Origin of the sequence: Brevibacterium sp. FAM 27836, assembly GCF_051351055.1 — a bacterium.
In the GTDB taxonomy this organism is placed as follows: Bacteria; Actinomycetota; Actinomycetes; order Actinomycetales; family Brevibacteriaceae; genus Brevibacterium.
In genome coordinates this window covers 1013086-1037257 of sequence record NZ_CP195711.1, presented here as the reverse complement: position 1 = coordinate 1037257, position 24172 = coordinate 1013086, and the positions used below count along the sequence as shown (strand labels likewise).

Genomic DNA, 24172 nt, shown 5'->3' with positions numbered 1-24172 from the left:
GTGGACCGCCCAGCTTCTCGCATCCCTGCCAAACACTGAGCAGACCCTTTTCCGGCGAGACCACTGTGTGCGCCCTCTGTGTCAGGCTGTCTTGTGACAGTTATCTGACAATACTGGTGGGGAGAGAAGTCTGTTATGTCTTTTGAAGTTCCGTCCCGTTCCTCGAGCCGAGGGCATTTCACCACGGCCCAGAAACTCGAGATCCTGGACGAATATGACAAATGTATCGAGATGGGTTCGAAAGCCCAGTTGGCTCGGACTGTCGGGGTCAATCCCAGAACGATTTATCAGTGGTTCGTGGACAGAGAGAATGGTTGCCTGACCTCGCGATCGGATCGGTTGAATGGCAATCCCAGTGACAACAAGCTCAAAGCCGCTGAGAAGAAGCAACTCACACAGCTCCAGGCCGAGAACGAAGCGTTGAAGGCCAAACTGGCCAAGTCTGAAGCTGCGGTCGATATCTTGGGAAAAGCGTCCGCGCTCTTGGAAGCGATGTCCAAGAGCGCGACCGCGACAGACCCGACGCTGCCCGAGGTCGAGGCGACCAGGCCGGACTGGATGAACCCGCCACAGTAAAGGCAATCGGGTTCAGGTTCATCGGCGATCTGATCAGGGCCGGCTGGTCGATCACGGCTGCCTGCGAGTTGATGGGTGTGCATCGTACGAGTTGGTACCGTCACCAGAATCCGGCGGTCCCGGCCGGGGTGCAGGTGCCGCAGAAAGAACGCGACTACCCGAGTCGGATCACCACCGCCGAGGCCGATGCGTTCATGGCGCTGTTGAACTCTGAAGACTATGAGAACCTGTCTGTCACCCAGGCGTATTGGCGGATGCTCGATGCCGGGCAGGTGCCCTTCTCCGCGTCGACGGCTCACCGAGTGGTGGCCGCACACGGGCAGAACGGAGACCGTCGCGCCCAGCGCCGTGGTAACCAGCCCAAACGGCCTAAGCCGGTCCACGCTGCCTGCGCACCGAACCAACTGTGGAGTTGGGACATCACGATGCTGCGCGGTCCCGGCAAGGTCATCTATCGTCTCTATGCCATCATGGACGTTTTCTCTCGCAAGATCGTTGGCCACCGGGTCGAGACTTCCGAGAAATCCGTCCATGCTCAGACCATGATCGATCAGGCTGTGGCAACTAACCAGCAGTGCCCGACCGTGCTACACGCCGATAACGGGGCTCCCATGCGCGCGGCAACGACTGTCCAGTTCGCTCAGTCGCTGGGGATCAAGCTGTCCTTTTCCCGGCCCAGAGTGTCGAATGACAACGCGTTTAGTGAGTCGACGTTCAAGACCATCAAGTACCACTTGGACTTTCCCATCCGGTTCGAATCCATCGATCATGCTCGTGACTACATGGCCGGGTTCATTGCTGACTATAACGCGAACCACCGCCACAGCGGCCTGAATTATTACACTCCCGACGATGTCCATCACGGACGTACCGAGCTTGTCCGGGCCCGTCGCCAAGCCACTCTGGACGCCCGTCACTGCGCGCATCCGGAACGATTCCACACCAGCCCCATAGCCGCTGGCCCACCGACCCACGCCGGCATCAATAGCCCAGAAAACACCGAGCTGTCACAAACAGCTTGAAATATACCGCGCACACAGTGGCCTCGACGCTCCGGCGTTGTCGCGGCAGAGGCCTCTGATGCAGACCCGTTGTTCGCCGCAGCTGGGGGCTCAGCTCTCGACGACCGAGCGGCTGCTGGGATTGGGGGAGCCGCCTCGGCGCAGGAAGATCGCGACGGAGATGACGATGAGCCCGGCCAGGCACAGTCCGACGCCGACCCAGGCCGGCGCCCGGTAGCCCAGGCCCGCGGTGATGACGATGCCGCCGAGCCAGGCGCCGATGGCATTGGCGAGGTTGAACGCCGCGTGGTTCATCGCCGCCGACAGGCTCGGGGCGTCCTGGGATTCGCGGAACAGGCGCATCTGCAGGGCCGTGGTGATCATCGAACCCGAGACGCCGATGAGGAAGAGGGCGATGATCGCGATCGCCGCGATGTGGGTGAAGGCTCCGAACGCGGCCAGGACGAGGGCCGAGAGGATCATGCCGCCGGTGGCCGAGCGCTCGATGGACTTGTCGACCAGGGGACCGGCGATGAGCGAGCCGGCGGTCATGCCCAGTCCGTAGACGGCCAGCACCCAGGGGATGGCGACGGACGGGACCGAGGCGATCTCGGTCATGGTCGGGGTGATGTAGGTGTAGACGGCGAACATGCCGCCGAACCCGACGGACCCGGCCAGGAGGGTGAGGATGATCTGCGCGCGACCGAGCGCCTTGATCTCGCCGCGGGCCGAGGGCACTTCGCCGAGCTTCACCCGGGGCACGCCGACGGCGACCATGATGACGGTGAGCACGCCGAGGGCGGCGACGAGGGCATAGGCGCTGCGCCAGCCGAACATGTTGCCCAGCGCCGCGGCGAAGGGCACGCCGAAGATGTTCGCGATCGTCAGACCCAGCATCACCCGCGACATGGCGCGCCCGCGTCGGCCCACCGGCACGAGCGAGGCGGCGACCACGGCACCGATGCCCAGATAGGCGCCGTGGGGCAGTCCGGAGGCGAACCGGGCGATGTTGAACAGGGCCGCAGTCGGGGCGAGCATCGAGACGAGGTTGCCCAGGGCGAACAGGCCCATGAGGCACAGGAGCAGCAGTTTGCGATCCATGTGCGCCGCGATCGTCGTGATCAGGGGCGCGCCGATGACGACGCCGATGGCGTAGAAGGACACCGCGTGGCCGGCCTGGGGCACGGTGATGCCGAGCTCCTCGGCGATCATCGGCAGCAGACCCATGGTCGCGAATTCGGTCACCCCGATGCCGAAGGCACCGATCGCCAGGGCGAAGACGGCGAATTTGTAGACTCCGCGAGAGACCGGGGCTTCGCTCATAGGACTCCTTCGGAGACGGTGGGAACACGACCGCACCAGCCTATTGCCGATTTCGGCTCGTCGACAGTTGAGATGGCCCAATGTGACGATTCGAACAGGGCCCCGTGCCGGGTAGGGCTCAGGGGGAGCGGGTCACTCCTCCGCCTCGTCCACCTCCGCCAGGGCCTGAGCGGCCACGGAGAACGCGGTGTTCGCGCTCGGCACCGAGCAGTAGATGGCCGATTGGAGGAGCACTTCCTTGATCTCGTCACGGCTCAGCCCGTTGCGCAGGGCCGCCTTGACGTGCATGGCGAGTTCGGCCTCGTGGCCGCCGGCGACCATGGCCGTGAGCGTGATGGCCGAACGCATGCGCCGGTCGAGGCCCGGACGGGTCCAGATCTCACCCCAGGCATAGCGGGTGATGAGGTCCTGGAAGTCGGAGGTGAACTCGTCGACCTTCGCATTCGCCCGGTCGACGTGGGCATCGGACAGGACCTGGCGGCGCACGGACATGCCGGCCTCGCGCACCTCGTCCCGACTGGCCTCACGCGGGCCCGAGGCCGTGGGCAGCGCGACTGCCGGTGCGGACTCGCCGCTGACAGCGCCGCTTCCGCCGGCACCGCCGCCGAGTCCCTTCCCACGGAGGAAGTCGTCCAGCAGCCCGGCGGTCACGGCCGGGGCCTCGGCCGGAACGAGGTGGGCCGCACCCTCGATGACCTCGAGCAGGGCACCGGGGACCTCGCCGGCGATCTCGGCGAGCTTCGTCGCAGGCGTCGGCTGGTCCTCGGATCCGGCGACGGCCAGCAGCGGCAGGGAGATCTCGGGCAGACGACGGCGGACGTCGAACTCGGCCAGCGCGTAGCACAGGGCCGCATAGGAGAACCGGTCGGCGTCCTGCAGCGAGTGCAGCAGTGCCGCCGAAGCCTCGGGTTCACGGTCCATGAAGCCCACACCGAACCACCGCTGGGCCGAGCCGATGATCTGCGTGGGCGTGCCCGATGTCGCCACGGTCTGCGCCCGCTCCTCCCAGGCCGAGGCCTCACCGATCTTCGCCGCCGTGCAGAAGACGGCGACCCGACCGAAGCTCTCGGGGTGATCGAGGGCCAGCTGCAGGGCGATCGCCCCACCGATCGAATCACCGGCGAGGTCGACGGGAGTTCCCGGGGCGGCCGCATCGGGCAGGACCCTGTCGAGGGTGGACAGCACCGCCTCGGCGAGCTCGCGCACCGTCATCCTCGGCGCGACCGTGCTGCCTGCGGGCACGTCGATGGGACCCGACCGGCCGTGTCCGGGAAGATCGATGCCGATGACCGTCGATTCCGGGCTCAGCTGAGCAAGCTCGGTGGCGGTCTGCTGCCACAGGGCACCGACCGAGGTGCCCAGGGAGGGAAGGACGACGAGGACCCGGGCCTCACTGGTCGGGGTCGTCGGTGCGGCGAGAACGGATGCGGTCAGCTCCATGGATGTCACTTTCTCTGTGGGGATCAGTCGAAGGGCGGCAGGTCGATCTCCTGCGGCCCGGACTGGTCGATGGTGGCCAGGATGTTCCGGCGGATGTCCTCGGCCTCGCCGAGGTAGCGTTCGGGGGTGAAGAAGTCCTCGATGCCGTCTTCGTCGCCGACAGCCTCCCGCAGTGCGGCCACGGGGTCGGTGCCGTCGGCGACGATGGCGGCGAGTTCGTCCTTCGACAGTCGGTCGCCGTAGACGATGGCCAGCTTCTCGCTGAAGAGTCCGGGACCGGCGGCGTCGAGGTTCGCGCGCATGGCCTCGGCATCGACCTTGAGACCGGCGATCATCTCATCGAGGATGATCAGCGACGAGATCGCCAGGGTCATCAGTTCGGACAGGGCCGGCCATTCGGCGTGCCAGGCCCCGTCGGAGCGTTCCTCGACCGCCTCGGCGGCGGCCGTGGTCAGGGTCGACAGTGCCCCGGGAACCCGCATTCCGTTGCGGTGGAGCAGCACCGCCGAGGTGGGGTTCGACTTGTGCGGCATCGCCGAGGACCCGCCGGTCGAGGCCAGGGACAGCTCCCCGACCTCGGGGCGGACGCCGACGAGGACGTCGCGGGCGATCGAGGCCCCGACCGTCACGCACTGGGCCAGGTGGGACCCCCAGGTCAGGACCCGGACCCGGTCGGTGTGCCAGGGCACGGGGATCTGCGTCAGCGCCGCATCGGGGCCGACCATCTGCATGTGGAACTCGCGCAGCAGGGAGTCCGTCGACTCCCCGGCGAACCAGCGGATCGCCGCCCGGGTGCCGGCGGCGCCTCCGACCTGCACATAGTCGACGAAGGGGGCCAGGGTCTGGACCTCGATGACCTCGGCGGCCCAGGCCGCGGCCTTGAGCCCGAAGGTCGTCGGCAGCGCCGGCTGGGTCAGCGTGCGGGCCAGGCACAGAGTCTGCGCATGGGCTTCGGACAGCTCGACGAGAGAGGCGCCGATGACCTCGAGGCGGGCCTGCATCTGCCGGACGACCCGGGAGACGAGCAGTCCGATCGCGGTGTCGATGACGTCCTGGCTGGTCAGCCCCCGGTGCAGGCAGCGTGAGGCCTCCGGGCTCAGCCGGGTGCGGACGAGGCCGAGGAACGGGATGACGGGGTTGCCTCCCGCCTCGGCGCTCTCTCCCAGGGCCTGGAGTTCGGCGTGATCGGCCGTCAGCGACCTGATGGTCGCATCGATGGCCGCGGCGACCTCGGTGCGCACCTCCGACGACACCAGCCCCACCCGTGCCTGGGCGATGATCCAGGCCGTCTCGACCTGGCCGATCGCGGTGATGAGCGCGTCGTCATCGATGGCTTCGGCGCCGCGCAGATCGCCGGGGGCGAAGAGGAGGCGGGTGTGGGCGGTGTCGGTCATTGGTGTCAGTCCTCGTGGCCGGGGAAACGGAGGAAGGGTGTTTCCTCCTCACCCTGCAACCGTATGTCGAAACGCAGCGATCCGTCAGCCCCTCGGGTCGCGATCAGGCGATTCCTCTCCGACGGCGAGAGGGAGGACAGCAGCGGATCGGCGGCCAGGCCCTCCGTGTCCTCGGGCAGGTAGATCCGGGTGAAGAGGCGGTTGAGCAGGCCCCGGGCGAAGATCACGACGCTGATGAAGGCCGCCTTGCCCGCCTCGGTGGGGCCGGGGTCGACGGTGGAGAAGCTGTACTCGCCCTCGGGGTCGACCGCGGCGCGCCCGAAACCGGTGAAGGTGAAGCCGTTGCGGCGCAGCGATCCCGTTTCCCGGGCCACGGTGCCGTTCTCATCCGGCTGCCAGATCTCGAGGATGGCATCGGGGACCGGATCGCCGGCCCCGTCGAAGACGGTTCCGGTCAGCTGGACGGCGCGAGCCGAACCGGGTGGGACGAGCTCATTGTCATGGTCATAGGGCAGGGCGTAGCCGTAGAACGGTCCGACGGTCTGTCCGGGCGTCGGCGTCAGATCCGGGGTCGCGGTGAGATCAGTCATCGTCCTCTTCTTCCATCCAGGTCCGGTTGGCTCCGGTGAGCACGATGTCCCAGTTGTAGCCCATGAGGAACTCGTGCTCGGTGATGCTGTGGTCATAGGTCGCGACGAGGCGGTCGCGCGTCTTCTGATCGGTGATCGACTGGTAGATCGGGTCGAGCGCGAACAGCGGGTCACCCGGGAAGTACATCTGGGTGATCATGCGCTGGGTGAACTCGGATCCGAAGAGCGAGAAGTGGATATGGGCCGGCCGCCATGCATTGTGGTGGTTCTTCCACGGGTACGGGCCCGGCTTGATCGTGGTGAATGAGTACGAGCCGTCATCGCCGGTCAGGGTGCGTCCGACACCGGTGAAATTCGGGTCGATCGGGGCCGGGTGCTGGTCGCGCTTGTGGATGTAGCGGCCGGCGGAGTTCGCCTGCCAGATCTCGACGAGCTGGTTGCGCACCGGCCGGCCCTGGCCGTCGAGGACCCGCCCGGTGACGCGGATGCGCTCGCCGATGGGTTCGCCGTCGGCCTGGATGGTCAGGTCCGATTCGAGGGTGCCGATGTCACGGTGTCCGAAGGCCGGGGAGAAGAGCTCGATGGTCTCGGGATCGGCGTGGCGAGGGTCCTTCGTCGGGTGCCGCAGGATCGAGGACCGGTAGGGCCGGTAGTCCAGCCGCGGCTGGGTCTCCGGCTTCTTCCCGCCTTCCACGTCCTTTCTGTAGGCGGATTCGATGTCTGCGATCTCCTTCGACAGCGTCGCCTGGGACTCAGCGGCGTCATCGGGGCCTTTGGCGGTGTCCGAGGTCTGCTGTGGACTCATCGTCGAACCTTTCTTCGTCGGTTGGAATCACTGTGGGGAGCGAATGGGGTCAGCCGTTGGGCCATCCGGTGTAGCACTCGGCCAGGTAGCGTCGACCGTGCTCGGAATCGAGGATGGAATGGAGCTCGCCGAGGCTGCGCTTCGTCTCGAACGCATCCTGACCGGGGTCGGCGTGGAGCATCCGGGTCATCTGGTAGGAGAAGTTCTGGGCCTTCCACACACGTTTGGTTGCGGTCTGCGAATACCCGGCCAGAGCCTCGGTGTCGGAGTCCCTGAGCGCGCTGATCAGGGCCGGGGCGAGCACGGAGACGTCGGCGAAGGCGAGGTTGAGGCCCTTGGCCCCGGTGGGCGGGACCGTGTGGGCGCTGTCGCCGGCGAGGAACAGCGAACCGTGCTGCATCGGCTCGGTCACGGCCGAACGGAACGGCAGCACCGTCTTGTCGGTGATCGTCCCGGTCCTGAGTTCGAAGCCGTCGGGGCCGGCGACCCGGGATTGGAGTTCGGTCCAGATCCGATCATCGGACCAGTCGGTCACATCGGTGTCCGGGGAGGTCTGGAAGTACATGCGCTGGACGGTGTCGCTGCGCTGGGAGATGAGCGCGAATCCGCGTTCGGAGCGAGAGTAGATGAGCACCTCGTGGCTGGGCGGGGCCTCGCAGAGGATGCCGAACCACGCGAAGGGGTACTCGTGGAAGTACCGCTGCCGGGTGGTCTCGGGGATCATCGCCCGGCAGGGTCCGCGGGAGCCGTCGGAGCCGACGACGTACCGGGCGCTGATGCGAAGCTCCTCGCCGTCGACGGTGGTGGCCGCCACCCAGGGCCGTTCGCTTTCGATATCGCCGAGGCGGGTGTCGGACACCGAGTAGTGGATCGGCTGCCCGGTGCGCTCGCGGGCGGCGGCGAGGTCGACGAAGATCTCGTTCTGAGGGTAGAGCCAGACGGATTCGCCGACGAGTTCGGGGAAGTCGAAGGGGTGGGAGGTCCCGTCGACGCGGATGTTGATCCCGTCATGACGGTGGCCTGCGGTGTGGACGCGGGATTCGACCCCTGCGGCCTCGAGCATGCGCACCGATCCCGCTTCGAGGATCCCCGCACGGTGGGTGTGGGCGATGTCGTCGCGGCTGCGGTTGTCGATGACGACCGAGTCGATGCCCGCATTGTGCAGCAGGTGAGCGAGCATGAGTCCCGCGGGGCCCGCACCGACGATCGCGACGTCTGTCTGAAGTTCTGGCACTCCGGCCTCCTTGCCTGTTTAGTCCTCCTCAGTGTGCGCCCAGTCACGCGGGCGAGGCGATCTCGTTCTCAATGAATGGGAGGCAGGCGGGCACGGCAGAGGCGCCGACGGAATCCGTCGGCGCCTTCCATATGCCGGATCCGGCCGACTCAGTCGGCCGTCTCAGCTCACGGAGCCGGGTTGATCACCCGTCCCCAGGTGGACTTGTTGCCCCAGATGTTCTGGCGCAGGCCCTCGAGCTGGAGGATCTGCGAGTGGTCGACGAACAGGTTGCATTCGTTTCCGTAGTTCTTGATGTACCACTCGAAGACGGGCCCGTCGGCGGCTTCGAACATGACGTTCTCCAGGCCGAGACCGTTGATGATCGAGGCGGCGGCCGCCGTGTTCCATTCATCGACGTTCTCCGTGATGCCCTCGGACTCGATCATGATGATCGAGGCTCCGGCATTCAGCGCCCGCTGGCCGCGATCGACGAGGTCGCCGATGTCCTTCGCGGACTCGGCCGCCAGTTCGGCCTCTCCGGAGTCTCCGCCGGAGCCGATCTGGATGCCGAGTTCGGGCTTGGCCTTGAGACCGGCCTTGACGACCTTCTCGACGAGGCGCTCGAGACCCGAGGTCGGCAGCATGATGAAGCCGGTCGAGATCTCGATGACGTCGAACCCGACCTCTTTGGCCTCCTTGAGGTACTGATCGACCGCGTCATCGCCGTAGCGCAGGACCGTTTCGATCCATCCGCCCGAGGACACGTACGCGCCGTTGTCATGGGCGATGTCGCTGAAGGCCTTCACCTGTTCGGCCGGGACGAGCGAGAACGAGCCACCCGCCCATTTGATGCCGTCGACCCACTGCCCGGCGACGTCGAAGACGTCCTGCAGGTGCCGGGTGCCGAAGGTCGAATAGTAGGGGGCGCGGATCTCGGTCATCCCGAGGGTGCGGGGCTTGGCCGGCCGGTGGGCACGGGGAACGAAGTTCATGGACACATCGAAATCGATGGCGTTCGACATGGTATTTCCTTTCTTCGATGCCGGCTGACTGCCGGCGGGGTGCCGGGTTTCTCCGGCTGGGTGACGCAGCCTCAGCTGCGAGTCTGGGGGACGCGGGCGAGGACCTCGGTGAGTTCGCGGACCCGATGGTGCTCGAGATCGTGGACGAGCTCGGCGATCTCATCGCGCAGCTCCGCCTCGGCGAAGGGGGAGGTCAGCGCGTCGAACTTCCGCCTGGCACCGGCCCAATCGAGGGGATTGGTGACGAACCCCTCGTAGTCTTCGGTGCTCGCATGGAACCGCGTGCCGTCGTCGAGGGTGACGACGAGATCGGCGCACATGTGGTCGGGGAAGCGATCGCTGAACTCGTCCGACGGTGTGATCGTCACCTTGTGCATGAGGTCCTGCACGTCCTCTGCGGTGATCCGATCGGGGTCGTACTGCTCGGGATTGAGCTGCCCGTCGAGGAGGACGACGGCAACCATCCACGGCAGCGAGTGGTCGGCCTCCTCCTTGGTCCGGATTGTGCGCTTATCGCCCTCTTCGCCGCCGCCGATGATCGAATAGGCGACGTCGAAGGTTCTCAGTTCCACGCCGGCGATGGCATCGGCGCGGAAGCCGTCCTGGCCCCTGATCTCCTGGGCGGCGTCGAGGGCGGACTGGGAGTGGATCTCGGCATTGTGCTTCTTGATGATCGTGTCGGTGACTTTCTCGAGGTCCTCGGCCGACCAGTCGAGCTCGAAGTCCCCGGCCAGAGCCTTGAAGCCCTTGTTGCCTTCGAAGACCTCGGCCGGGCCGGTGATGCCGTGGGCGGCCAGCAGTGCCGCGAAGACGCCTTCCTTCGACACGTGCGGATAGGCCAGCCCCTTCCAGTGGCTGAGGTCACCGGTGCGCGTGACGCGCAGGGCGACGTTCGCGGTCCCGGCCATGGCGGCGGCGTTCGCGATCTGCTCGGGACCCAACCCCAGGGCCTTCGCCGAGGCGGCCCCGGCTGCGAAGGCCCCCTGCGTCGTGTGGTCGAAGCCGAGGTCCCTGACGGGAGCGACATCGGACAGGCGCGCGTGGATCTGGTAGGCCACGGCGAAGGCCGTGAGGAAGTCGGCCCCCGAGGCATCGGCCCGCTCGGCCGCGGCGAGGACCGCGCCCATGTTGTCCGAGGGATGATTCGTCTCGCCCTTGGCCAGGTAGGCATCCATGAAGTCGAGATACCGGCTCAGGGCCGAGTTGAAGAACGCCGCGTGATCGGGGCTGGCCTGGCCGCCGCCGATGAGGGTGGCTCCGCCTCCGGCATCGAGGCCCTCGATCAGTGCCCGAATCTCCTTGAGCGGCTGTGCGTCGAGAGCTCCGATGGCGACGCCGATCGTGTCGAGGACGCGGATCTTGAGCTGCTCGAGCGCGGTGTCGCTGAGCATGTCCAGCGAGGCCTGATCGACGAACTGTGCGAGTGACTGCACCTCTGTCAGTGCGGGATTCCTAGTCATCCTGACCCCTCCTCATTAGGTAAGGTATACCTAAATTATGTCCCCGGACTATCTTGACGTCAAGATACTTTTGAGGAGATGTGCATCACATCGCGCCACGGCGACCCACTGCGCTGTCGCGTATGACCGGATGTGACGGGCCGGCGTTGACTCGATGTTGATTGTTGAGCAAAATGGACTGCTGTTGCTCGTCTTGCACTCCCATCATCCAAAGGAAGCAGCTCAATGATCATCACTGGCCTCGTCGTCGGATTGGTTCTCGGATTCGTGTTCCAGCGCGGTCGATTCTGCGTCACCGGAGCGTTCCGCGACCTCACGCTGACGGGGAACACGCGCTGGTTCTCCGCCCTCATCGTCCTCATCGCCGTCCACTCGATCGGTCTGTTCCTGCTCAACAACACCGGAGTCATCACTCTCGAGGCGGAACCGTTCCCGTGGCTGGCCGCGATCGTCGGCGGGCTGATCTTCGGCGCCGCGATGGTCCTGGCCGGAGGCTGCGCCACCGGCACCTACTACCGGGCCGGCGAAGGACTCGTGGGCAGCTGGCTCGCGCTGATCTTCTACGCCCTCTTCTCGGCGTTCATGAAGCTGGGCCCGGCCGCCGGCTTCACCGAGGGCATCCGCTCGATCACTCTGGACAACGGCAGTCTGCAGGCGAGCACGGGGCTGAGTCCGTGGGTCTTCGTCGTCCTCATCTCGGCCATCGCCGTCTGGCTGACAGTCCACCACGCGCGCAAGCTCAAGACCCCGATGGCCGCGCTGCCGCCCCGGAAGCGCGGACTGGCCCATCTGCTCACGGAGAAGCGCTGGAATCCCTTCGCCACGGCCGTGGTCATCGGCATCATCGCCACGATCGCCTGGCCCCTGTCGGCGGCCACGGGGCGCAACTCCGGGCTGGGCATCACCACCCCCTCGGCGAACCTCACCGGATACCTGGCCACCGGCGACACCGAGCTCATCGACTGGGGCGTCATGCTCGTCCTCGGCATCCTCATCGGCTCGTTCATCGCGGCCAAGGCCTCCGGGGAGTTCCGGATCCGCGTGCCCGATCAGGCCACGATCATCAAATCGATCTTCGGCGGCATCGGCATGGGCGTCGGCGCGGCCATCGCCGGCGGTTGCACCGTCGGCAATGCCATGGTCTCGACCGCCCAGTTCGAATACCAGGGCTGGGTCTCGATGGTCTTCATGATCGCCGGCGCCGGAATCGCCGCCAAGGCCACCATCAAACCCACGACGTCGCAGGCGGCAGTGCCCGCGGCAGAAAGCAGGACAGTATGAAACAGGTACTCGAAACCGACGGCCAGGTCTGCCCCTTCCCCCTCGTCGAGGCCAAGGAGGCCATGACCGGCCTGACCGACGGCGATGAACTCGTCATCAACTTCGACTGCACTCAGGCCACCGAGGCGATCCCGCAGTGGGCCGCCGAGAACGGCTATCCGGTCACCCACTTCGATCGGGTCACCGACGCGAGTTGGACGATCACGGTCCAGAAGGCCTGACTCACAGCCGCACGATCGTCTCCGCGCCATTCGCCACGGTCAGCCGCATGATCGTGTTCTGCTCGATCAGGCTCCAGCCTCTGTGCTCGAGTCCCGAGGAGGACACGATCGTGGCACCGTTGGCGAAGCGCTGCCAGCTCATCCGGTAGTAGTGATCATGATGGTCCGGCGGCAGCGGGCCCTGCAGATAGGGCACCTCGGTGCCGGCCGTGGCGTGGACGACGATCATCTCCTCGGGAGTGAGCACGAGGAGGTTGATGCCCGGGTGGTCGAAGTCCGCCCGCAGCATCCTCACCGTGCCGGTGACCGCGTCGAGCAGAGGCTCGCCATGGCGGGCCCGGCGCAGAACGAGCGCGAAGACGATCGCCGAATCGGTCGTGCCGCCGATCTGATCGGCCTCCGCGGCACTGACGAACTCGCGCAGCCGCTGGACCGGACGCACCGAGCCGTTGTGCGCCAGCGCGATGCCTTCGGCGAGGAACGGGTGCGTGTTCTCCTCACGGTCATTCAGCCCCGTCGTGGCCATCCGCAGATGGCAGATCCGCGCTTCTGTTCTCTGGGCATCCAGTGCCCGGGTCAGCCGCGGATCGTCGGCACCCTCGCCGGGCGTGCGGAACCGGGTGACCTCCTCGGCGCCGGGATCGATCCACGCCGTGCCCCAACCGTCATCGTGGACGCTGCCCATCGCCTGCCACTGACGGCAGTCATCGACACCGATGAGATCCGCGGCCGTGGTCGGGGTGGGAGAGATGAAACCGAGCAGTCTGCACATGTCCGTCTGCCTCCTTCGCGCTGCCTCCAGGCTACGCCCGGTGTGCAACGCCGCGGAGTCTGTTTAGACTCGAGACATGAAGATCACGGTTCTCGAAGGCGATATCACCGAGGTTTCCGTCGACGCCATCGTCAATGCCGCCAATTCGTCTCTGCTCGGAGGCGGCGGGGTCGACGGGGCCATCCACCGCGCGGCCGGTCCCGCACTGCTCGAGGCCTGTCGCGAGGTCAGGCAGACGACTCATGTGCGGGGCCTGCCGCCGGGCCAGGCCTTGGCCACGACCGCCGGCGACCTCGACGCCACGTGGGTCATCCACACGGTCGGTCCGAACCGGCACGCGGGAGAGGCCGATCCGGAGCTCCTCGAATCCTGCTTCGAATCGAGCCTCAACCTCGCCGAGGAGGTCGGAGCCACCTCGATCGCGTTCCCCGCCATCGGTGGGGGAGTCTACGGCTGGTCGGCCAGGGACGTCGCCGAGGCGGCCCACAGCGTCATCGTCGAAGGACGCGGGCGCGGACGCTGGGAATCGATCGCGGAGGTCCAGTTCGTCCTCTTCAGCGAGCAGATGACCAGCGTGTTCTGCCAGGTCTTCGACCACGATCAGTGGTGAGTGAGGTCGCCTTGACGGCCCGTAGCACCGTCCCAAGGTCTCTGATCACACGGTGAATCACTGCCGACGACATCGTCGCGCACCCGGAGTGACGGACTCAGGTGGCCGAGCGACGGATGCTCCTTAAGAGCTTGGCCGTCACGGCCGCGATGGCACAGCCTGCGGCGATGAGCAGCGGCACCCCGGAGACGATCGACTCGACGACGAGTTCGGGGCCGGTCTGCAGGAGCGGACCGACGACCTTGACGAAGAGGAAACCGAGGATTGCGATGAAGAGGAAGAATGCCGCTCTCTTGCCGAGGCGGACCGGCAGGCTCTTCGGGTAGTCAGGGACTCTGGTAGTGCTCATCGTCGATCACCTTCGGCATCGTCAACGGTCCAAGCCGTTTGGACTCTGCTTCGAGGCTACTCCTCGAGGCAGAGTGTGCTCTGGGCGTTGGAAGGACGTTCGATGTGAGACGGCACCGGTCAGCGAGCGGACGAACCGCCCGGACGCACCAGACCGGTTTCGTAGGCGAGGACGACGAGGGCGGAGCGATCGCGAGCGTCGAGGCGGGTGAGCAGTCGGCTGACATAGGTGCGTGCCGTGGCCGGGCTGAGGAACAGCTCGGCGGCGATCTCGGCATTGGTCAGGCCCCGGCCGATGCAGCTGAGCACTTCGACCTCCCTTTCGCTCAGCCCCTCGAGCACGCCGGCGTCGAGGTCGGCAGTGCGGCCGTCGGCCACGGCGCGCATCACCGCGGCGGTGATCGACGGTGCGAGCAGGGCGTCGCCGGCGGCGACCGTGCGGATCGCTGTGCGCAGATCGACGGGGGAGACGTCCTTGAGCAGGTAGCCGGCGGCCCCGGCCCGGATCGCCGAATAGACGTTCTCGTCCTCGTCGAAGGTCGTGAGCACGAGGACTCGCACCCCGTCAAGAGCGGGATCGGTCACGATCGCCCGCGTCGCCTCGATGCCGTCCATGACGGGCATGCGGATGTCCATGAGCACGACATCGGGGCGCAGCTGGCGCACATGGGACAGACCGGCTCGGCCATCGGCGGCCTCGGCGATGACGGTGATGTCCTCATCGCGCTCGGCCAAGGGCCGCAGGCCGGCTCGGACCAGTTCCTGGTCGTCGACGATGATGATGCGAATCGGTGCGTTCGGGCTCATGTGCTCTCCCCTCCATCAGCGGGCGAACCCGCGGGCAGCCGGGCGCGGACGGCGAATCCGCGCTCGCCGGGACCGGCCGCGAAGTCGCCGCCCAGAAAGTCCACGCGCTCGCGCATTCCCCGGATCCCCGCCCCTTCCGCCGGGTCGTGGGCGAGCCCGGTGCCGTCATCGGCGATGTCGAGGACGAGCCCGGTCTCGTCGAGGCCGATGGCGATGGCCACATGCCTCGCCGTCGAGTGGCGGAGCACATTGGTCATCGACTCCTGCACGATTCGGAACGCCACGGCATCGACATCACGTGGCAGCCGGGCCGCATCGACGTCGACCTCCGCGCTCACCTCGAGACCCGCCGCTCGGGCGGACTCGGTCACCCGTTCGAGCGAGGCCAGACCCAGCACCGCAGCGGGAGCCGGTGTGTCCGGCGATTCGTCGCGGAGGACCTTGACCGTGCCCCGCAGCTCACGCAGCGCCTCCGAGGTGGCTGTGCGCACCCGTTCGAGGGCGGCCGCCGCCTCCTCCGGGTCGCGTGCCTCGGCGGCCACCGAGGTGTGCAGCGCCGCCACGGACAGGGTGTGACCGATCGTGTCGTGGAGGTCGCGGGCGATCCGCATCCGCTGGGACTGCATGCGTGAGGCCGCGGCTCGGGCCTGTTCCGCGGCGGTGAGCGCGGCGATGTGAGCGGCCTGGGCGCGCGTATGCCGGACCAGTCGGACCACGGATCCGAGCGCGATCGCCGCGGCGGCCAGGGCCAGTTCGGTGATGAATCCGTAGCCGGTGAGGTGGGCGCGGGGGTCGAGGTCGTCGAAGCGGAAGAAGGAGGACACGGCCACGAGGACGGCGGCGCCGACGACGGCCCAGGAGGTGCGACGCAGCTCGGCGGTCGAGTAGAGGGCGCCGACGGCCGGCAGCACCATGCCGATCGGCGGCAGGTCGAGGGCGTAATAGGCGAAGATGCCGAGGACGGTGACCGTGAGCACGATGATGGGCAGGTGCCGGCGCAGAAGCATCAGCGCCCCGAATCCGGCGGCCCAGACGAGGCCGGGAAACGGTGAGGTCTGCGACGAGTCCGCGGCGATGACCAAGGCGATGACCAGTGTCATCGCCACCGCCAGGGAAACGTCGACGAGTCGGGAGTCGAGCTGCTCACGCGTGCGCGCCGCCCCGCCCGTCTCTCCTGCATCGTCGATGGTCATGGGTCCAGAATACGGAGCTTCGAACACCGGCGCAGTCGTTCGGAGTCGATCGGGCGGTCGCCTGCAGGCGACTGCGACCGCGTCACGGGGCGAAGGCAGCTGACGATTCGGGGTCGATGTGCCGCAGCCGGGGGAGCAGGAGGGTTGAGGGTATGAATGACAAAACCCGAACACGAGACCCTCTGTCCTGGCCGCTCATCGTCGGTCTGTCCTCTCTGGTCCTGCTGTGGCCGCTGACCGGGCTGTGGCCGGTCCTCGGGGAGGGGCCGGCCCGGGCGCTCGTCCTCATCGGAATCACCGGCGCGGTGTGGATCGGAACCGTCGGCTTCGCCGGTGTCGGCCGACCCGTGCTCACCCTGGCCATCTGCGGCGCGGCACACGGGTTCATCACTCTCGCCCTCGGCGGCCTGCTTGCGGGCACCGGAGCGATCGGTGCCGGTCCGGCCATGCTCATGGCGTTCATTCCCAGCCTGGCGATGGGTGCGGGAGTCGGTGCCCTGGCCGGTCTGGCCGCCGCTGGCATCCAGGCGCTGCTCGGTCGGCGGGAGGAACGATGAGACTGCGCAGACCCGCGGCGGTCGCGGCCGTCTCGCTGTTCGTCGCGGCCGGTCTGGCTGCATGCGGGATCTCGACGACCTCGGTGACGGAACCTGAGTTCACGAACGAACTGGCCATCCCACCGCTTGCCGACTCGCACGTTGAGGACGGAGTCCGCACTTTCGACCTCAGCGCGCAGGAGGGCACGAGCGAGTTCGCCGGGCAGGACGGACCCACCCGCACCTGGGGGTTCAACGGCGATTTCCTCGGACCGACGCTGCGGGCCGATCGCGGTGAGGAGATCGCCGTCGACGTCGAGAACGCGCTGCCGGAGGCCACGAGCGTGCACTGGCACGGAATGCATCTGCCGGCGGACATGGACGGCGGACCGCACCAGATGATCGACCCCGGGCAGACGTGGACACCGCACTGGCAGATCGATCAGGCCGCCTCGACGCTGTGGTACCACCCGCACCCGCACGGACAGACCGAGGACCATGTGTACAGGGGGCTGGCCGGAATGTTCATCGTCGATGACGATGCGAGCAGGAAGGCCGAACTGCCGCATGAGTACGGCGTCGACGACCTGCCGCTCATCGTCCAGGACAAGTCCTTCGACGGAGACGGTGAGCTCGAGCTCACCCACGACGGGGCCGAACCCGGGATGCTCGGTGACACCGTCATGGTCAACGGCACCATCGGAGGAGTGCAGAAAGTCACGACCGAGAAGGTCCGCCTGCGCCTGCTCAACGGGTCGACGGCTCGCACCTATGCCTTCGAGTTCCCCGACCGGCCGATGACGCTGACCGCCGGCGACGGAGGCCTCCTCGACGAACCCGCCCAGGTGGACCGGCTTCGGCTGGCGCCGGGGGAGCGCGCCGAGGTGGTCGTGGACTTCTCCCCGGGCGAGACCGTGCGGATGCGTTCGGCCGAGGTCGACCTCGGCGGGGTTGCGGTTCCGTCGACGATGGGAGGATCCGATTCCTTCGATGTCCTCGAATTCCGTGCCGCCGATGACTTGGCGGCCTCGCCCGAACCCGCGTGGTCGCCGTCGCGGCAGGCCGAAGAGGATGCGATGGACGAGGCCGATGCGGTCAGGACCAGGAAGTTCGAGCTCTCAGAGCGGGAGATCAACGGCGAGAGGATGGACATGAGCCGCATCGACGAGGTCGTCCACGTCGGCGACACCGAGGTGTGGGAGGTCCGCAGCTCACAGCCGATTCCCCACAGCTTCCATGTCCACGATGTCCAGTTCGAGGTGCTTGATGTTGACGGTCAGGCCCCGCCGGTGCCGATGAGCGGGCGCAAGGACACGATCTACCTCGAGCCGAACCGCGTCTACCGACTCCTCATGCGCTTCGAGGACTACACCGACCCGCACCTGCCGTATATGTACCACTGCCATATGCTCCTGCACGAGGACGAGGGGATGATGGGTCAGTTCGTCGTCATCGACCCCGGTCAGGAGGACGAGGTCGGGGTGGCGGCCGGGCACGAGCACTGAGGCCGAGTCAGGCGAGCCCTGCCGCGAATCCTGTGACGTAGGCATTGATGAGATCGCCGGCCATCGCCGTGCGCATCTGTCTGATCAGCAGCGGCCGCTGGATCGGATCGCCGAGGATGTCGAGCACCTTCTGACCGTCATGACGGGTGAAAGGTCGGGCGGCGAGCCGTGCGTAGTAGTAGCTTGCAGCCGCGAAGATATCGGCACCTGTTGCCTCGAGCGCTTCGTCGTCGTTCCACACCGCGTCGTCGAAGGGGGATTCGGACATCGCAGTGAGGATGGTGGCAAGATCCAGCGCGTCCTTGGGGTTGTCGGCGTGGCGCTCTCTCCAGGCGAGGATCTTCAGCGCGGTCAGCGCTGCCGGCGACGCGACCTGCACCTCGGTTCCGTGCGGAAACCGCACCGTCACCGACGTCGAATGGGCCTCGGAGATTCCCGTGGCGTCGAAGACGCTGCCGTCGGAGAAGTTCACCGACCGATCGGCCTCATTGCCTCCGAAGGCAATGACGTCGACCTCGACGCCGTGCACGATGAACTTATGCGGTGCTCTGCCTCTGCGGTCAAGCACCTGCGTGAGCGCGCGGAAATCCTCGTCGCCGCGGACCGCGACAGCGATATCGATGTCCTTCGTGGCGCGGGTGGGTTCGCTCCGCTGGCGGGAGTGGATGACGAGGTCTCGTGCGGCCGCGCCGATGACGAGGAATTCGACCTCCGCTGTCCGGCAGAGCGCCGTCAGATCTCGGAGGACGTCTTCAGGCACCGGAACATCCATGCGACCTGTGAGGTCGATCATCGGTCGTTTCCATGGAACTCGGCACTGATCTCGTCGGTTCGAGGATCGTCTTCGAGCAGCAGATCGGCGCGGATGAGGAGGCGAGGGACGGTCTGACTCTCTGTCGGCACCGGTGGGATCCGCCACAGCGCCGGTCGGAGTCGGATCATGCCGTTCTCGTCTCTGCGGAGTCGCCCGTGTCGAATCAGTTCCCTTCGTGTGCGATCGTCTCCGTCGACGTGGATGAGCACTGAAGCCGGCCGGATCGACGCTCCGAGCCGTGCGGCAGCGACTTCCGAGCTGAACAGCGCGCCCTCTGGAAGAGGGATATTGAGGAGACCTTCGGGAATGGTCCAGACGTCGCTGGTAAAGCGCTCTTCCGGCCAGGCGGCGGGCTGCTGTGCCGAATACGCCGAGATCCATTCACGTTCGAGGACGTCTGGTCGAGTGAGGTCATTGCGTCGTCCCTCCAGGAATGGCGGAGTGCGCTCTCGAAGGGCGCGGAAGACTCGATTGACCGTGCCGAGCGAGACCCCCGAACTCTCCGCGGTCGCACGCTGGGTGGGAATGGTGCCGTGGAGGTCATGGGCAGCCAAGAGCGCGAAGGTCACCGGCAGACCCGCGCGGGTGAATGGGGCAGTTGTCGCGGGGGTCGGGGCCGACCCTGGTTTGCTTTGGCCCGCGATCTCGACAATCAGGCCTTCTCCGCGGAGGGAGGCGTTGCCCGCAGAATCCAGGTATCCTCCCCAGCCGCGGTCCGCGAGCTGTTGAGCACGGACCTGTGACACACGATCGGTGATGAGGATCGTCTGCTCGTCGTGGGGGAGCAGTGCGATGTCGGCTGCGCTCGCCGAAGCGTGGGCAATGGCGGGGAACTCGTGTGTGCTGTGGCCGTCGTCGACGATCAGCGTGCCGGAGGCGGCTCGGCCGAGATCGCTCGTCAGGGCCGACCAGTCTGCGCGCAACCCCACCCCCGCGAGTGCGTCGAGGGCGCGGGTGATGAACGCCGGGATGCGACCAGTCCAGTGTTCAATGATCGACATACGTTCAGGATACTTGAACACTGCGGAAAGTTGAACACGGGGTTGGTGGCAGTCGGCTCAGTGCCTCACACCGCTGTGTAGCTGCCGTCGATGAGGTAGTAGGCGCCGGTGACGAACGAGGCGTCATCGGAAAGCAGGAACGTCACGACCTTCGCGACTTCGTCGGCGGTGCCCAGGCGGCCGAGCGGGTGCTTGGCCTTGAGCCCGTCCAGCCAGAACGACGAAATGGCGGAGAACATTCCTCTGTCTGCGGGCCTGCTCGATCACACCAACCATTGATCGGACGTCGCAACGGTGGTTAACTGGTTGCATTATGCAATCACCGGCGAGAGGCGCCGCAGCTCAAGGGGGAGTGATGGGAAAAGTGGCATGGGGCTTCACCGCCTCGATCGACGGGTTCATCGCCGGGCCGGGCCATGACATGTCATGGCTTTCGGCCTCCGAGCCGAATGCCGAGGGCACCACCGAGGGCATGGCTGCGAAGGTCGCCGTCATCATCTCCGGCCGCCGCGGCTACGACGCGGCCAGGGCGCAGGCCGATGAACGCGACGAGATGACCTCCGAAGCGTACGGCGGTGCGTGGTCGGGGACGGAATTCGTCCTCACTCATCGTCCCGAGGAGCTGGCGGGAGATGCCTCGGTGACCGCGATGAACTGCACCATCACCGAGGCGGTCGAGACGGCACAGCAGATCGCCGGGGACCGCGATATCCAGATCATCAGCGCCGATATCGCCCGGCAGGCGCTCGAAGTCGACCTCATCGACGAACTCCAGGTCTATGTGGCTCCGGTCTTCCTCGGCGACGGGACGCGGATCTTCGACGTGCCCGGCGGGCGCCGGGTCGACTGGGAGCTCGAGACGATCGATGCGGCGAACGCGCGCAGCTTCGGTCGCACCTACCGCCCGAAAAGGTCTAGCCCTCCCGCCGGCTGAGGTCCCACAGGATCCGCATCGCTTCGTCGTCGAAGTCCTCGCCGGTGTCGACGGTCGGGGCCCCGTCGTGGACCTCGGAGTGCAGCTGCTCCATCCGTCGGTCGAGCTGGTCGGAGGCGTCGGCCGCCTCGGTGAGTTCGTCGATCAGCCGGTTGGGGACGTCGCCGTTGAACTTGTAGTGGATCTTGTGCTCCAGGCTGGCCCAGAAGTCCATGGCGATCGTGCGGATCTGGACTTCGCAGATGACCGGCACCGGTCCGCCGTGGAGGAACACGGGCACCTCGAGGATCGCGTGCAGGCTGCGATAGCCGTTCGGCTTCGGGTGGGCGATGTAGTCCTTGATCTCGACGACCCGGATGTCGTCCTGCGCGGTGAGCAGTTCGAGCACATGATAGGTGTCGGCGATGAAGCTGCAGGTGATGCGGATGCCTGCGATGTCCGTGATCTCCTTGGCGATGACATCGATCTCCAGCGGCAGACCGCGGCGGTGGATCTTCGCCAGCAGACTGCGCGGAGACTTCACCCGCGAGGAGATGTGCTCGATCGGGTTGTAGCTGTGCGCGTGGACGGACTCCTCGCGCAGGATCGAGATCTTCGTGAGCATCTCATCGACGACGAAGCGATGCTGCATGATCAGTCGGGAGAAGTCCATGCGCAGGGTGCGCAGGCTGTCGAGCTGTTCCGACGTCATCGCCGATTCCCCGGTTCTCATGATCCTCCCGCTGTCTGGATTCCTTCCGCAGTCTATCGGCCGCCCGGGCGCCACGCGCTCGCGGCAGGTCAGCCGAGCGCCCCGCCGTCGACAGCCAGGTCCTGGGTGATCCTCGCCGAGGCGGTCCTCAGGGCCCGCATGATCGCGGGCACGCCCTTCCTGTGCTCGGAGTCGATGACGACGCCGAGACCGGCGATCGCCATCCCGCCTCCGTCGAAGACGGGGACCGTGATGCCGGTCGTGCCTTCGTCGATGTGGCCTGACAGCTCGGCGAAATGATGGGACCGGATCGTCGAGAACATCTTTCTCAGCTCGGCCGGATCCGTCGTCGTCTTCTCCGTGATCGCCGCCAGCGGCCCCCGCAGATAGGCCTCGCGCACATGCTTGGGCGCATAGGCCAGCAGCACGAGCCCGCACGATGACGCATGCGCAGGCAGCCGCCCGGCCGTCTTCGAGCGGTGGACGACCGCGTTCGGTGCCGACATCCGCTCGATGATGAGCACCTCGCGCTCGCGGAGGATCCCCAGCTGGGTGTTCTCGCCGACGAATTCATGGACGGCCATCATGTGCGGCCTGGCCACCGAGGCGAGATCGACGGCGTCCGAGGCTCGGTTCGACAGCTCCCACATTCCCACCCCGATCCGGAGCCGTCCGCTGGGATCGCGCTGCAGCAGATCATGGCGCATCATGTCGCCGACCAGCCGGTAGGCCGTGGACTTCGGCAGTTCGGCGCGAGCGGCGATCTCCTCGGTGCTCAGACTCTGGTGATCCGGGTCGAAGGCGGCGAGCACGCGGACGAGGCGATCGATCATCGAGTCGCCGGATCGGGAGTTCGCCATGATTCCGATCCTAGCGGTGACGAGACAATATTCTCAATGAACGGGAACATTGTGGCCGATGGTGGTTCGGGTCACTACTGTGGCGAGATGTGCACCACAGTCCGCTGTCGAGGGTGCCCCAGATCCATCACTTCAAGGAGCATCGCGTCGATGACGACAGTCACGGTTCGCCAGGCAGTCCACGAACTCATGGCCTTTCATGGGATGACCACGATGTTCGGCAATCCGGGCTCCAATGAGCTGCCGTTCCTCAAGGATCTGCCCGCTCGCTATATCCTCGGCCTCCACGAAGCCACCGTCGTGGCCATGGCCGACGGTCACTCGCTCATCACGAACCGCCCCACACTCGTCAACCTCCATGCCGCCTCCGGCTCCGGCAACGGTCTCGGGGCGCTGACGAACTCGGTGATCTCGAAGTCGAAGCTCGTCATCACCGCAGGCCAACAGGTCCGCGACATGATCGGCCCCGAAGTGATGCTCGCCAATGTGCAGGCACCGAAACTCGCCGAACCTCTCGTCCATCAGTCGCTCGAACCCTTAAGTGCGCAGGACGTGCCCCGTGCCTTCTCCCAATCCGTCTTCGCCGCCGAAGAAGGCCCCGTCTACCTCTCCGTGCCCTACGACGACTGGGATGCCGAGGTGCCTGCCGAACGGATCCGCCAACTCTCCCGCAGCATCACCTCCGCTCGCACCGTGGCCCCCGCAGCGATCACCGAACTCGCGGACAAGCTGCGCGGAGCCGAGGCACCGGCCCTCGTGCTCGGCCCCGACGTCGACGACGAGACCGTCTGGGACACGACGGTCGCCCTTGCCGAGACGCTCGAGCTGCCCGTCTGGGCAGCCCCGTCACTTGCGCGTCTGCCGTTTCCCAACCAGCACCCGAACTTCCGCGGCGTCCTGCCCGCCGGAATCGCGCCGATCGGCGAGATCCTCGGCGCGCACGACTTGGCACTGGTCATCGGGGCACCGGTCTTCCGCTACCACCAGTGGCAGTCGGGCCAGTATCTGCCGGCGACCACCGAACTCATCCAGATCGGCGAGGATACCGCAGCCGCCGCTCGTGCACCCTTCGGCGATGCCCTCATCGCTGATCCCGTCGACACCATTCTCGCCCTCGCGAAAACCCTCGACATCGCTCCAGCGGGCACCGGACCGGCCGGCACCGCACCGGAACGGGTCATGCCCGATCCGGCCACCTCGGCGACCGATGGGGTCCTCCACCCCGAGGAGGTGTTCGCGGGCCTGCGCGAAACGATGCCGGATGACACCCGCTACGTCGTCGAATCGACCTCGACGAACGCGGCCTTCTGGACCCAGATGGACCTCACGGGCCCCGGATCCTACTTCTTCCCCGCCTCCGGCGGACTCGGGTGGGGGCTGCCGGCCTCGATGGGCATCACCCTGGCCGATGCCGACCGACCCGTCGTCGCGATCATCGGCGACGGCTCCGCCCATTACTCGATCTCCGCCCTGCGCACCGCCGTCGACGAGAGCATCGGCGTCATCATCGTCCTGCTGCGCAACGGCACCTACGGGGCACTCGACTGGTTCGCCGACATGCTCGGCGTCGACAAGGCGCCCGGTCTCGACCTCGGCGACGTCGACTTCGTGTCCATCGCCACCGGGTACCAGATGCACGCCGCCCACGCCGGAACCTCCGCCGAACTCGCTGACCTGCTCCACGATGCGCAGGACCGGGCGGCCCGCGGACAGGCGAGCCTCATCGAAGTGAACACCGAAAAGACCCGCCCCGAGAAGAAGTAGAGGACACA

At 66.6% G+C, this 24172-nt stretch carries 26 protein-coding genes; 9 read left to right on the top strand and 17 right to left on the bottom strand.

Annotated features, from left to right (window positions below):
- Positions 1–135 precede the first annotated feature (135 nt).
- On the top strand, positions 136–576 hold the full coding sequence (locus tag ACSE4D_RS04860; RefSeq protein WP_426936642.1) for a transposase: 441 nt from the start codon (positions 136–138) through the stop codon (positions 574–576).
- The gene (locus tag ACSE4D_RS04855) at positions 555–1598 is read left to right on the top strand and encodes an IS3 family transposase (protein ID WP_426937525.1); all 1044 of its coding nucleotides are present in this window, start codon (positions 555–557) and stop codon (positions 1596–1598) included. The genes ACSE4D_RS04860 and ACSE4D_RS04855 overlap by 22 nt, the downstream gene beginning before the upstream one ends.
- 90 nt (positions 1599–1688) lie before the next feature.
- Here the strand turns inward: ACSE4D_RS04855 and ACSE4D_RS04850 are convergent, their stop codons facing one another.
- From ACSE4D_RS04850 to ACSE4D_RS04815, 8 genes are all read right to left on the bottom strand, one after another.
- A complete protein-coding gene (locus ACSE4D_RS04850) occupies positions 1689–2900 on the bottom strand; it encodes an MFS transporter (protein ID WP_426936641.1) in 1212 nt (403 codons plus the stop codon).
- Between the two features lie 132 nt (positions 2901–3032).
- Positions 3033–4340: a bifunctional 3-oxoadipate enol-lactonase/4-carboxymuconolactone decarboxylase PcaDC gene (pcaDC, locus tag ACSE4D_RS04845; RefSeq protein WP_436326709.1), complete on the bottom strand. Its 1308-nt coding sequence runs from the start codon at positions 4338–4340 to the stop codon at positions 3033–3035.
- 23 nt (positions 4341–4363) lie between these two features.
- Positions 4364–5734, bottom strand: a complete 1371-nt coding sequence (locus tag ACSE4D_RS04840) for a lyase family protein (RefSeq protein ID WP_426936640.1) — start codon at positions 5732–5734, stop codon at positions 4364–4366.
- Positions 5735–5739: 5 nt separating this feature from the next.
- A complete protein-coding gene (pcaG, locus tag ACSE4D_RS04835) occupies positions 5740–6324 on the bottom strand; it encodes a protocatechuate 3,4-dioxygenase subunit alpha (protein WP_426936639.1) in 585 nt (194 codons plus the stop codon).
- Positions 6317–7129, bottom strand: coding sequence for a protocatechuate 3,4-dioxygenase subunit beta (pcaH, locus tag ACSE4D_RS04830; RefSeq protein WP_426936638.1), 813 nt, complete (start codon positions 7127–7129; stop codon positions 6317–6319). Before pcaH ends, pcaG begins: the two co-directional genes overlap by 8 nt.
- A 49-nt stretch (positions 7130–7178) precedes the next feature.
- Positions 7179–8363, bottom strand: a complete 1185-nt coding sequence (locus ACSE4D_RS04825; protein ID WP_426936637.1) for a 4-hydroxybenzoate 3-monooxygenase — start codon at positions 8361–8363, stop codon at positions 7179–7181.
- A gap of 167 nt (positions 8364–8530) precedes the next feature.
- On the bottom strand, positions 8531–9367 hold the full coding sequence (locus ACSE4D_RS04820) for a phosphosulfolactate synthase (protein WP_426936636.1): 837 nt from the start codon (positions 9365–9367) through the stop codon (positions 8531–8533).
- Between the two features lie 71 nt (positions 9368–9438).
- On the bottom strand, positions 9439–10827 hold the full coding sequence (locus ACSE4D_RS04815; protein ID WP_426936635.1) for an MmgE/PrpD family protein: 1389 nt from the start codon (positions 10825–10827) through the stop codon (positions 9439–9441).
- 225 nt (positions 10828–11052) lie between these two features.
- Between ACSE4D_RS04815 and ACSE4D_RS04810 the strand changes: the two genes are divergently transcribed.
- On the top strand, positions 11053–12108 hold the full coding sequence (locus ACSE4D_RS04810) for a YeeE/YedE family protein (RefSeq protein ID WP_426936634.1): 1056 nt from the start codon (positions 11053–11055) through the stop codon (positions 12106–12108).
- Positions 12105–12329, top strand: coding sequence for a sulfurtransferase TusA family protein (locus ACSE4D_RS04805; RefSeq protein WP_426936633.1), 225 nt, complete (start codon positions 12105–12107; stop codon positions 12327–12329). The genes ACSE4D_RS04810 and ACSE4D_RS04805 overlap by 4 nt, the downstream gene beginning before the upstream one ends.
- A gap of 1 nt (position 12330) precedes the next feature.
- On the opposite strand, the gene ACSE4D_RS04800 is transcribed toward ACSE4D_RS04805, so the two are convergent.
- On the bottom strand, positions 12331–13101 hold the full coding sequence (locus ACSE4D_RS04800; protein WP_426936632.1) for a class II glutamine amidotransferase: 771 nt from the start codon (positions 13099–13101) through the stop codon (positions 12331–12333).
- Positions 13102–13177: 76 nt separating this feature from the next.
- On the opposite strand from ACSE4D_RS04800, the gene ACSE4D_RS04795 reads away from it, so the two are divergent.
- The gene (locus tag ACSE4D_RS04795) at positions 13178–13711 is read left to right on the top strand and encodes an O-acetyl-ADP-ribose deacetylase (RefSeq protein ID WP_426936631.1); all 534 of its coding nucleotides are present in this window, start codon (positions 13178–13180) and stop codon (positions 13709–13711) included.
- Positions 13712–13808: 97 nt separating this feature from the next.
- Here the strand turns inward: ACSE4D_RS04795 and ACSE4D_RS04790 are convergent, their stop codons facing one another.
- The 3 genes from ACSE4D_RS04790 to ACSE4D_RS04780 form a co-directional block, all read right to left on the bottom strand.
- Positions 13809–14060 (bottom strand): hypothetical protein, encoded by a 252-nt coding sequence (locus ACSE4D_RS04790; protein ID WP_426936630.1) that lies wholly within the window; start codon positions 14058–14060, stop codon positions 13809–13811.
- Between the two features lie 119 nt (positions 14061–14179).
- Positions 14180–14866, bottom strand: a complete 687-nt coding sequence (locus tag ACSE4D_RS04785; RefSeq protein WP_426936629.1) for a response regulator — start codon at positions 14864–14866, stop codon at positions 14180–14182.
- Positions 14863–16059 (bottom strand): sensor histidine kinase, encoded by a 1197-nt coding sequence (locus ACSE4D_RS04780; protein ID WP_426936628.1) that lies wholly within the window; start codon positions 16057–16059, stop codon positions 14863–14865. Before ACSE4D_RS04780 ends, ACSE4D_RS04785 begins: the two co-directional genes overlap by 4 nt.
- Before the next feature lie 152 nt (positions 16060–16211).
- Between ACSE4D_RS04780 and ACSE4D_RS04775 the strand changes: the two genes are divergently transcribed.
- Positions 16212–16616, top strand: a complete 405-nt coding sequence (locus tag ACSE4D_RS04775) for a hypothetical protein (protein ID WP_426936627.1) — start codon at positions 16212–16214, stop codon at positions 16614–16616.
- Positions 16613–18100 carry a multicopper oxidase family protein gene (locus ACSE4D_RS04770; RefSeq protein ID WP_426936626.1) on the top strand — a complete coding sequence of 496 codons (1488 nt, stop codon included), beginning with the start codon at positions 16613–16615 and terminating at the stop codon, positions 18098–18100. The genes ACSE4D_RS04775 and ACSE4D_RS04770 overlap by 4 nt, the downstream gene beginning before the upstream one ends.
- A gap of 7 nt (positions 18101–18107) precedes the next feature.
- On the opposite strand, the gene ACSE4D_RS04765 is transcribed toward ACSE4D_RS04770, so the two are convergent.
- From ACSE4D_RS04765 to ACSE4D_RS04755, 3 genes are all read right to left on the bottom strand, one after another.
- Positions 18108–18893 (bottom strand): nucleotidyl transferase AbiEii/AbiGii toxin family protein, encoded by a 786-nt coding sequence (locus ACSE4D_RS04765; protein ID WP_426936625.1) that lies wholly within the window; start codon positions 18891–18893, stop codon positions 18108–18110.
- A complete protein-coding gene (locus tag ACSE4D_RS04760) occupies positions 18890–19915 on the bottom strand; it encodes a type IV toxin-antitoxin system AbiEi family antitoxin (protein WP_426936624.1) in 1026 nt (341 codons plus the stop codon). Before ACSE4D_RS04760 ends, ACSE4D_RS04765 begins: the two co-directional genes overlap by 4 nt.
- A gap of 65 nt (positions 19916–19980) precedes the next feature.
- Positions 19981–20154 carry an SDR family oxidoreductase gene (locus tag ACSE4D_RS04755; protein ID WP_426936623.1) on the bottom strand — a complete coding sequence of 58 codons (174 nt, stop codon included), beginning with the start codon at positions 20152–20154 and terminating at the stop codon, positions 19981–19983.
- Between the two features lie 116 nt (positions 20155–20270).
- On the opposite strand from ACSE4D_RS04755, the gene ACSE4D_RS04750 reads away from it, so the two are divergent.
- Positions 20271–20849 carry a dihydrofolate reductase family protein gene (locus ACSE4D_RS04750; protein ID WP_426936622.1) on the top strand — a complete coding sequence of 193 codons (579 nt, stop codon included), beginning with the start codon at positions 20271–20273 and terminating at the stop codon, positions 20847–20849.
- Here ACSE4D_RS04750 and ACSE4D_RS04745 read toward each other — a convergent pair.
- Both ACSE4D_RS04745 and ACSE4D_RS04740 read right to left on the bottom strand, forming a co-directional pair.
- Positions 20830–21561 (bottom strand): GTP pyrophosphokinase, encoded by a 732-nt coding sequence (locus tag ACSE4D_RS04745; RefSeq protein ID WP_426936621.1) that lies wholly within the window; start codon positions 21559–21561, stop codon positions 20830–20832. The two genes, ACSE4D_RS04750 and ACSE4D_RS04745, sit on opposite strands and share 20 nt — an antisense overlap.
- A 68-nt stretch (positions 21562–21629) precedes the next feature.
- A complete protein-coding gene (locus tag ACSE4D_RS04740) occupies positions 21630–22400 on the bottom strand; it encodes an IclR family transcriptional regulator (RefSeq protein ID WP_426936620.1) in 771 nt (256 codons plus the stop codon).
- Positions 22401–22550: 150 nt separating this feature from the next.
- Here ACSE4D_RS04740 and mdlC point away from each other — a divergent pair, with 150 nt between their 5' ends.
- Positions 22551–24164, top strand: a complete 1614-nt coding sequence (mdlC, locus tag ACSE4D_RS04735) for a benzoylformate decarboxylase (protein ID WP_436326708.1) — start codon at positions 22551–22553, stop codon at positions 24162–24164.
- Positions 24165–24172: the final 8 nt, after the last annotated feature.

Coding starts and splice junctions, on each gene's coding strand:
- ACSE4D_RS04860 (WP_426936642.1), top strand. CDS start 136: ATGTCTTTTGAAGTTCCGTCCCGTTCCTCGAGCCGAGGGCATTTCACC.
- ACSE4D_RS04850 (WP_426936641.1), bottom strand. CDS start 2,900: ATGAGCGAAGCCCCGGTCTCTCGCGGAGTCTACAAATTCGCCGTCTTC.
- pcaDC (WP_436326709.1), bottom strand. CDS start 4,340: ATGGAGCTGACCGCATCCGTTCTCGCCGCACCGACGACCCCGACCAGT.
- ACSE4D_RS04840 (WP_426936640.1), bottom strand. CDS start 5,734: ATGACCGACACCGCCCACACCCGCCTCCTCTTCGCCCCCGGCGATCTG.
- pcaG (WP_426936639.1), bottom strand. CDS start 6,324: ATGACTGATCTCACCGCGACCCCGGATCTGACGCCGACGCCCGGACAG.
- pcaH (WP_426936638.1), bottom strand. CDS start 7,129: ATGAGTCCACAGCAGACCTCGGACACCGCCAAAGGCCCCGATGACGCC.
- ACSE4D_RS04820 (WP_426936636.1), bottom strand. CDS start 9,367: ATGTCGAACGCCATCGATTTCGATGTGTCCATGAACTTCGTTCCCCGT.
- ACSE4D_RS04815 (WP_426936635.1), bottom strand. CDS start 10,827: ATGACTAGGAATCCCGCACTGACAGAGGTGCAGTCACTCGCACAGTTC.
- ACSE4D_RS04810 (WP_426936634.1), top strand. CDS start 11,053: ATGATCATCACTGGCCTCGTCGTCGGATTGGTTCTCGGATTCGTGTTC.
- ACSE4D_RS04805 (WP_426936633.1), top strand. CDS start 12,105: ATGAAACAGGTACTCGAAACCGACGGCCAGGTCTGCCCCTTCCCCCTC.
- ACSE4D_RS04800 (WP_426936632.1), bottom strand. CDS start 13,101: ATGTGCAGACTGCTCGGTTTCATCTCTCCCACCCCGACCACGGCCGCG.
- ACSE4D_RS04795 (WP_426936631.1), top strand. CDS start 13,178: ATGAAGATCACGGTTCTCGAAGGCGATATCACCGAGGTTTCCGTCGAC.
- ACSE4D_RS04790 (WP_426936630.1), bottom strand. CDS start 14,060: ATGAGCACTACCAGAGTCCCTGACTACCCGAAGAGCCTGCCGGTCCGC.
- ACSE4D_RS04785 (WP_426936629.1), bottom strand. CDS start 14,866: ATGAGCCCGAACGCACCGATTCGCATCATCATCGTCGACGACCAGGAA.
- ACSE4D_RS04780 (WP_426936628.1), bottom strand. CDS start 16,059: ATGACCATCGACGATGCAGGAGAGACGGGCGGGGCGGCGCGCACGCGT.
- ACSE4D_RS04775 (WP_426936627.1), top strand. CDS start 16,212: ATGAATGACAAAACCCGAACACGAGACCCTCTGTCCTGGCCGCTCATC.
- ACSE4D_RS04770 (WP_426936626.1), top strand. CDS start 16,613: ATGAGACTGCGCAGACCCGCGGCGGTCGCGGCCGTCTCGCTGTTCGTC.
- ACSE4D_RS04765 (WP_426936625.1), bottom strand. CDS start 18,893: ATGATCGACCTCACAGGTCGCATGGATGTTCCGGTGCCTGAAGACGTC.
- ACSE4D_RS04760 (WP_426936624.1), bottom strand. CDS start 19,915: ATGTCGATCATTGAACACTGGACTGGTCGCATCCCGGCGTTCATCACC.
- ACSE4D_RS04755 (WP_426936623.1), bottom strand. CDS start 20,154: ATGTTCTCCGCCATTTCGTCGTTCTGGCTGGACGGGCTCAAGGCCAAG.
- ACSE4D_RS04750 (WP_426936622.1), top strand. CDS start 20,271: ATGGGAAAAGTGGCATGGGGCTTCACCGCCTCGATCGACGGGTTCATC.
- ACSE4D_RS04745 (WP_426936621.1), bottom strand. CDS start 21,561: ATGAGAACCGGGGAATCGGCGATGACGTCGGAACAGCTCGACAGCCTG.
- ACSE4D_RS04740 (WP_426936620.1), bottom strand. CDS start 22,400: ATGGCGAACTCCCGATCCGGCGACTCGATGATCGATCGCCTCGTCCGC.
- mdlC (WP_436326708.1), top strand. CDS start 22,551: ATGACGACAGTCACGGTTCGCCAGGCAGTCCACGAACTCATGGCCTTT.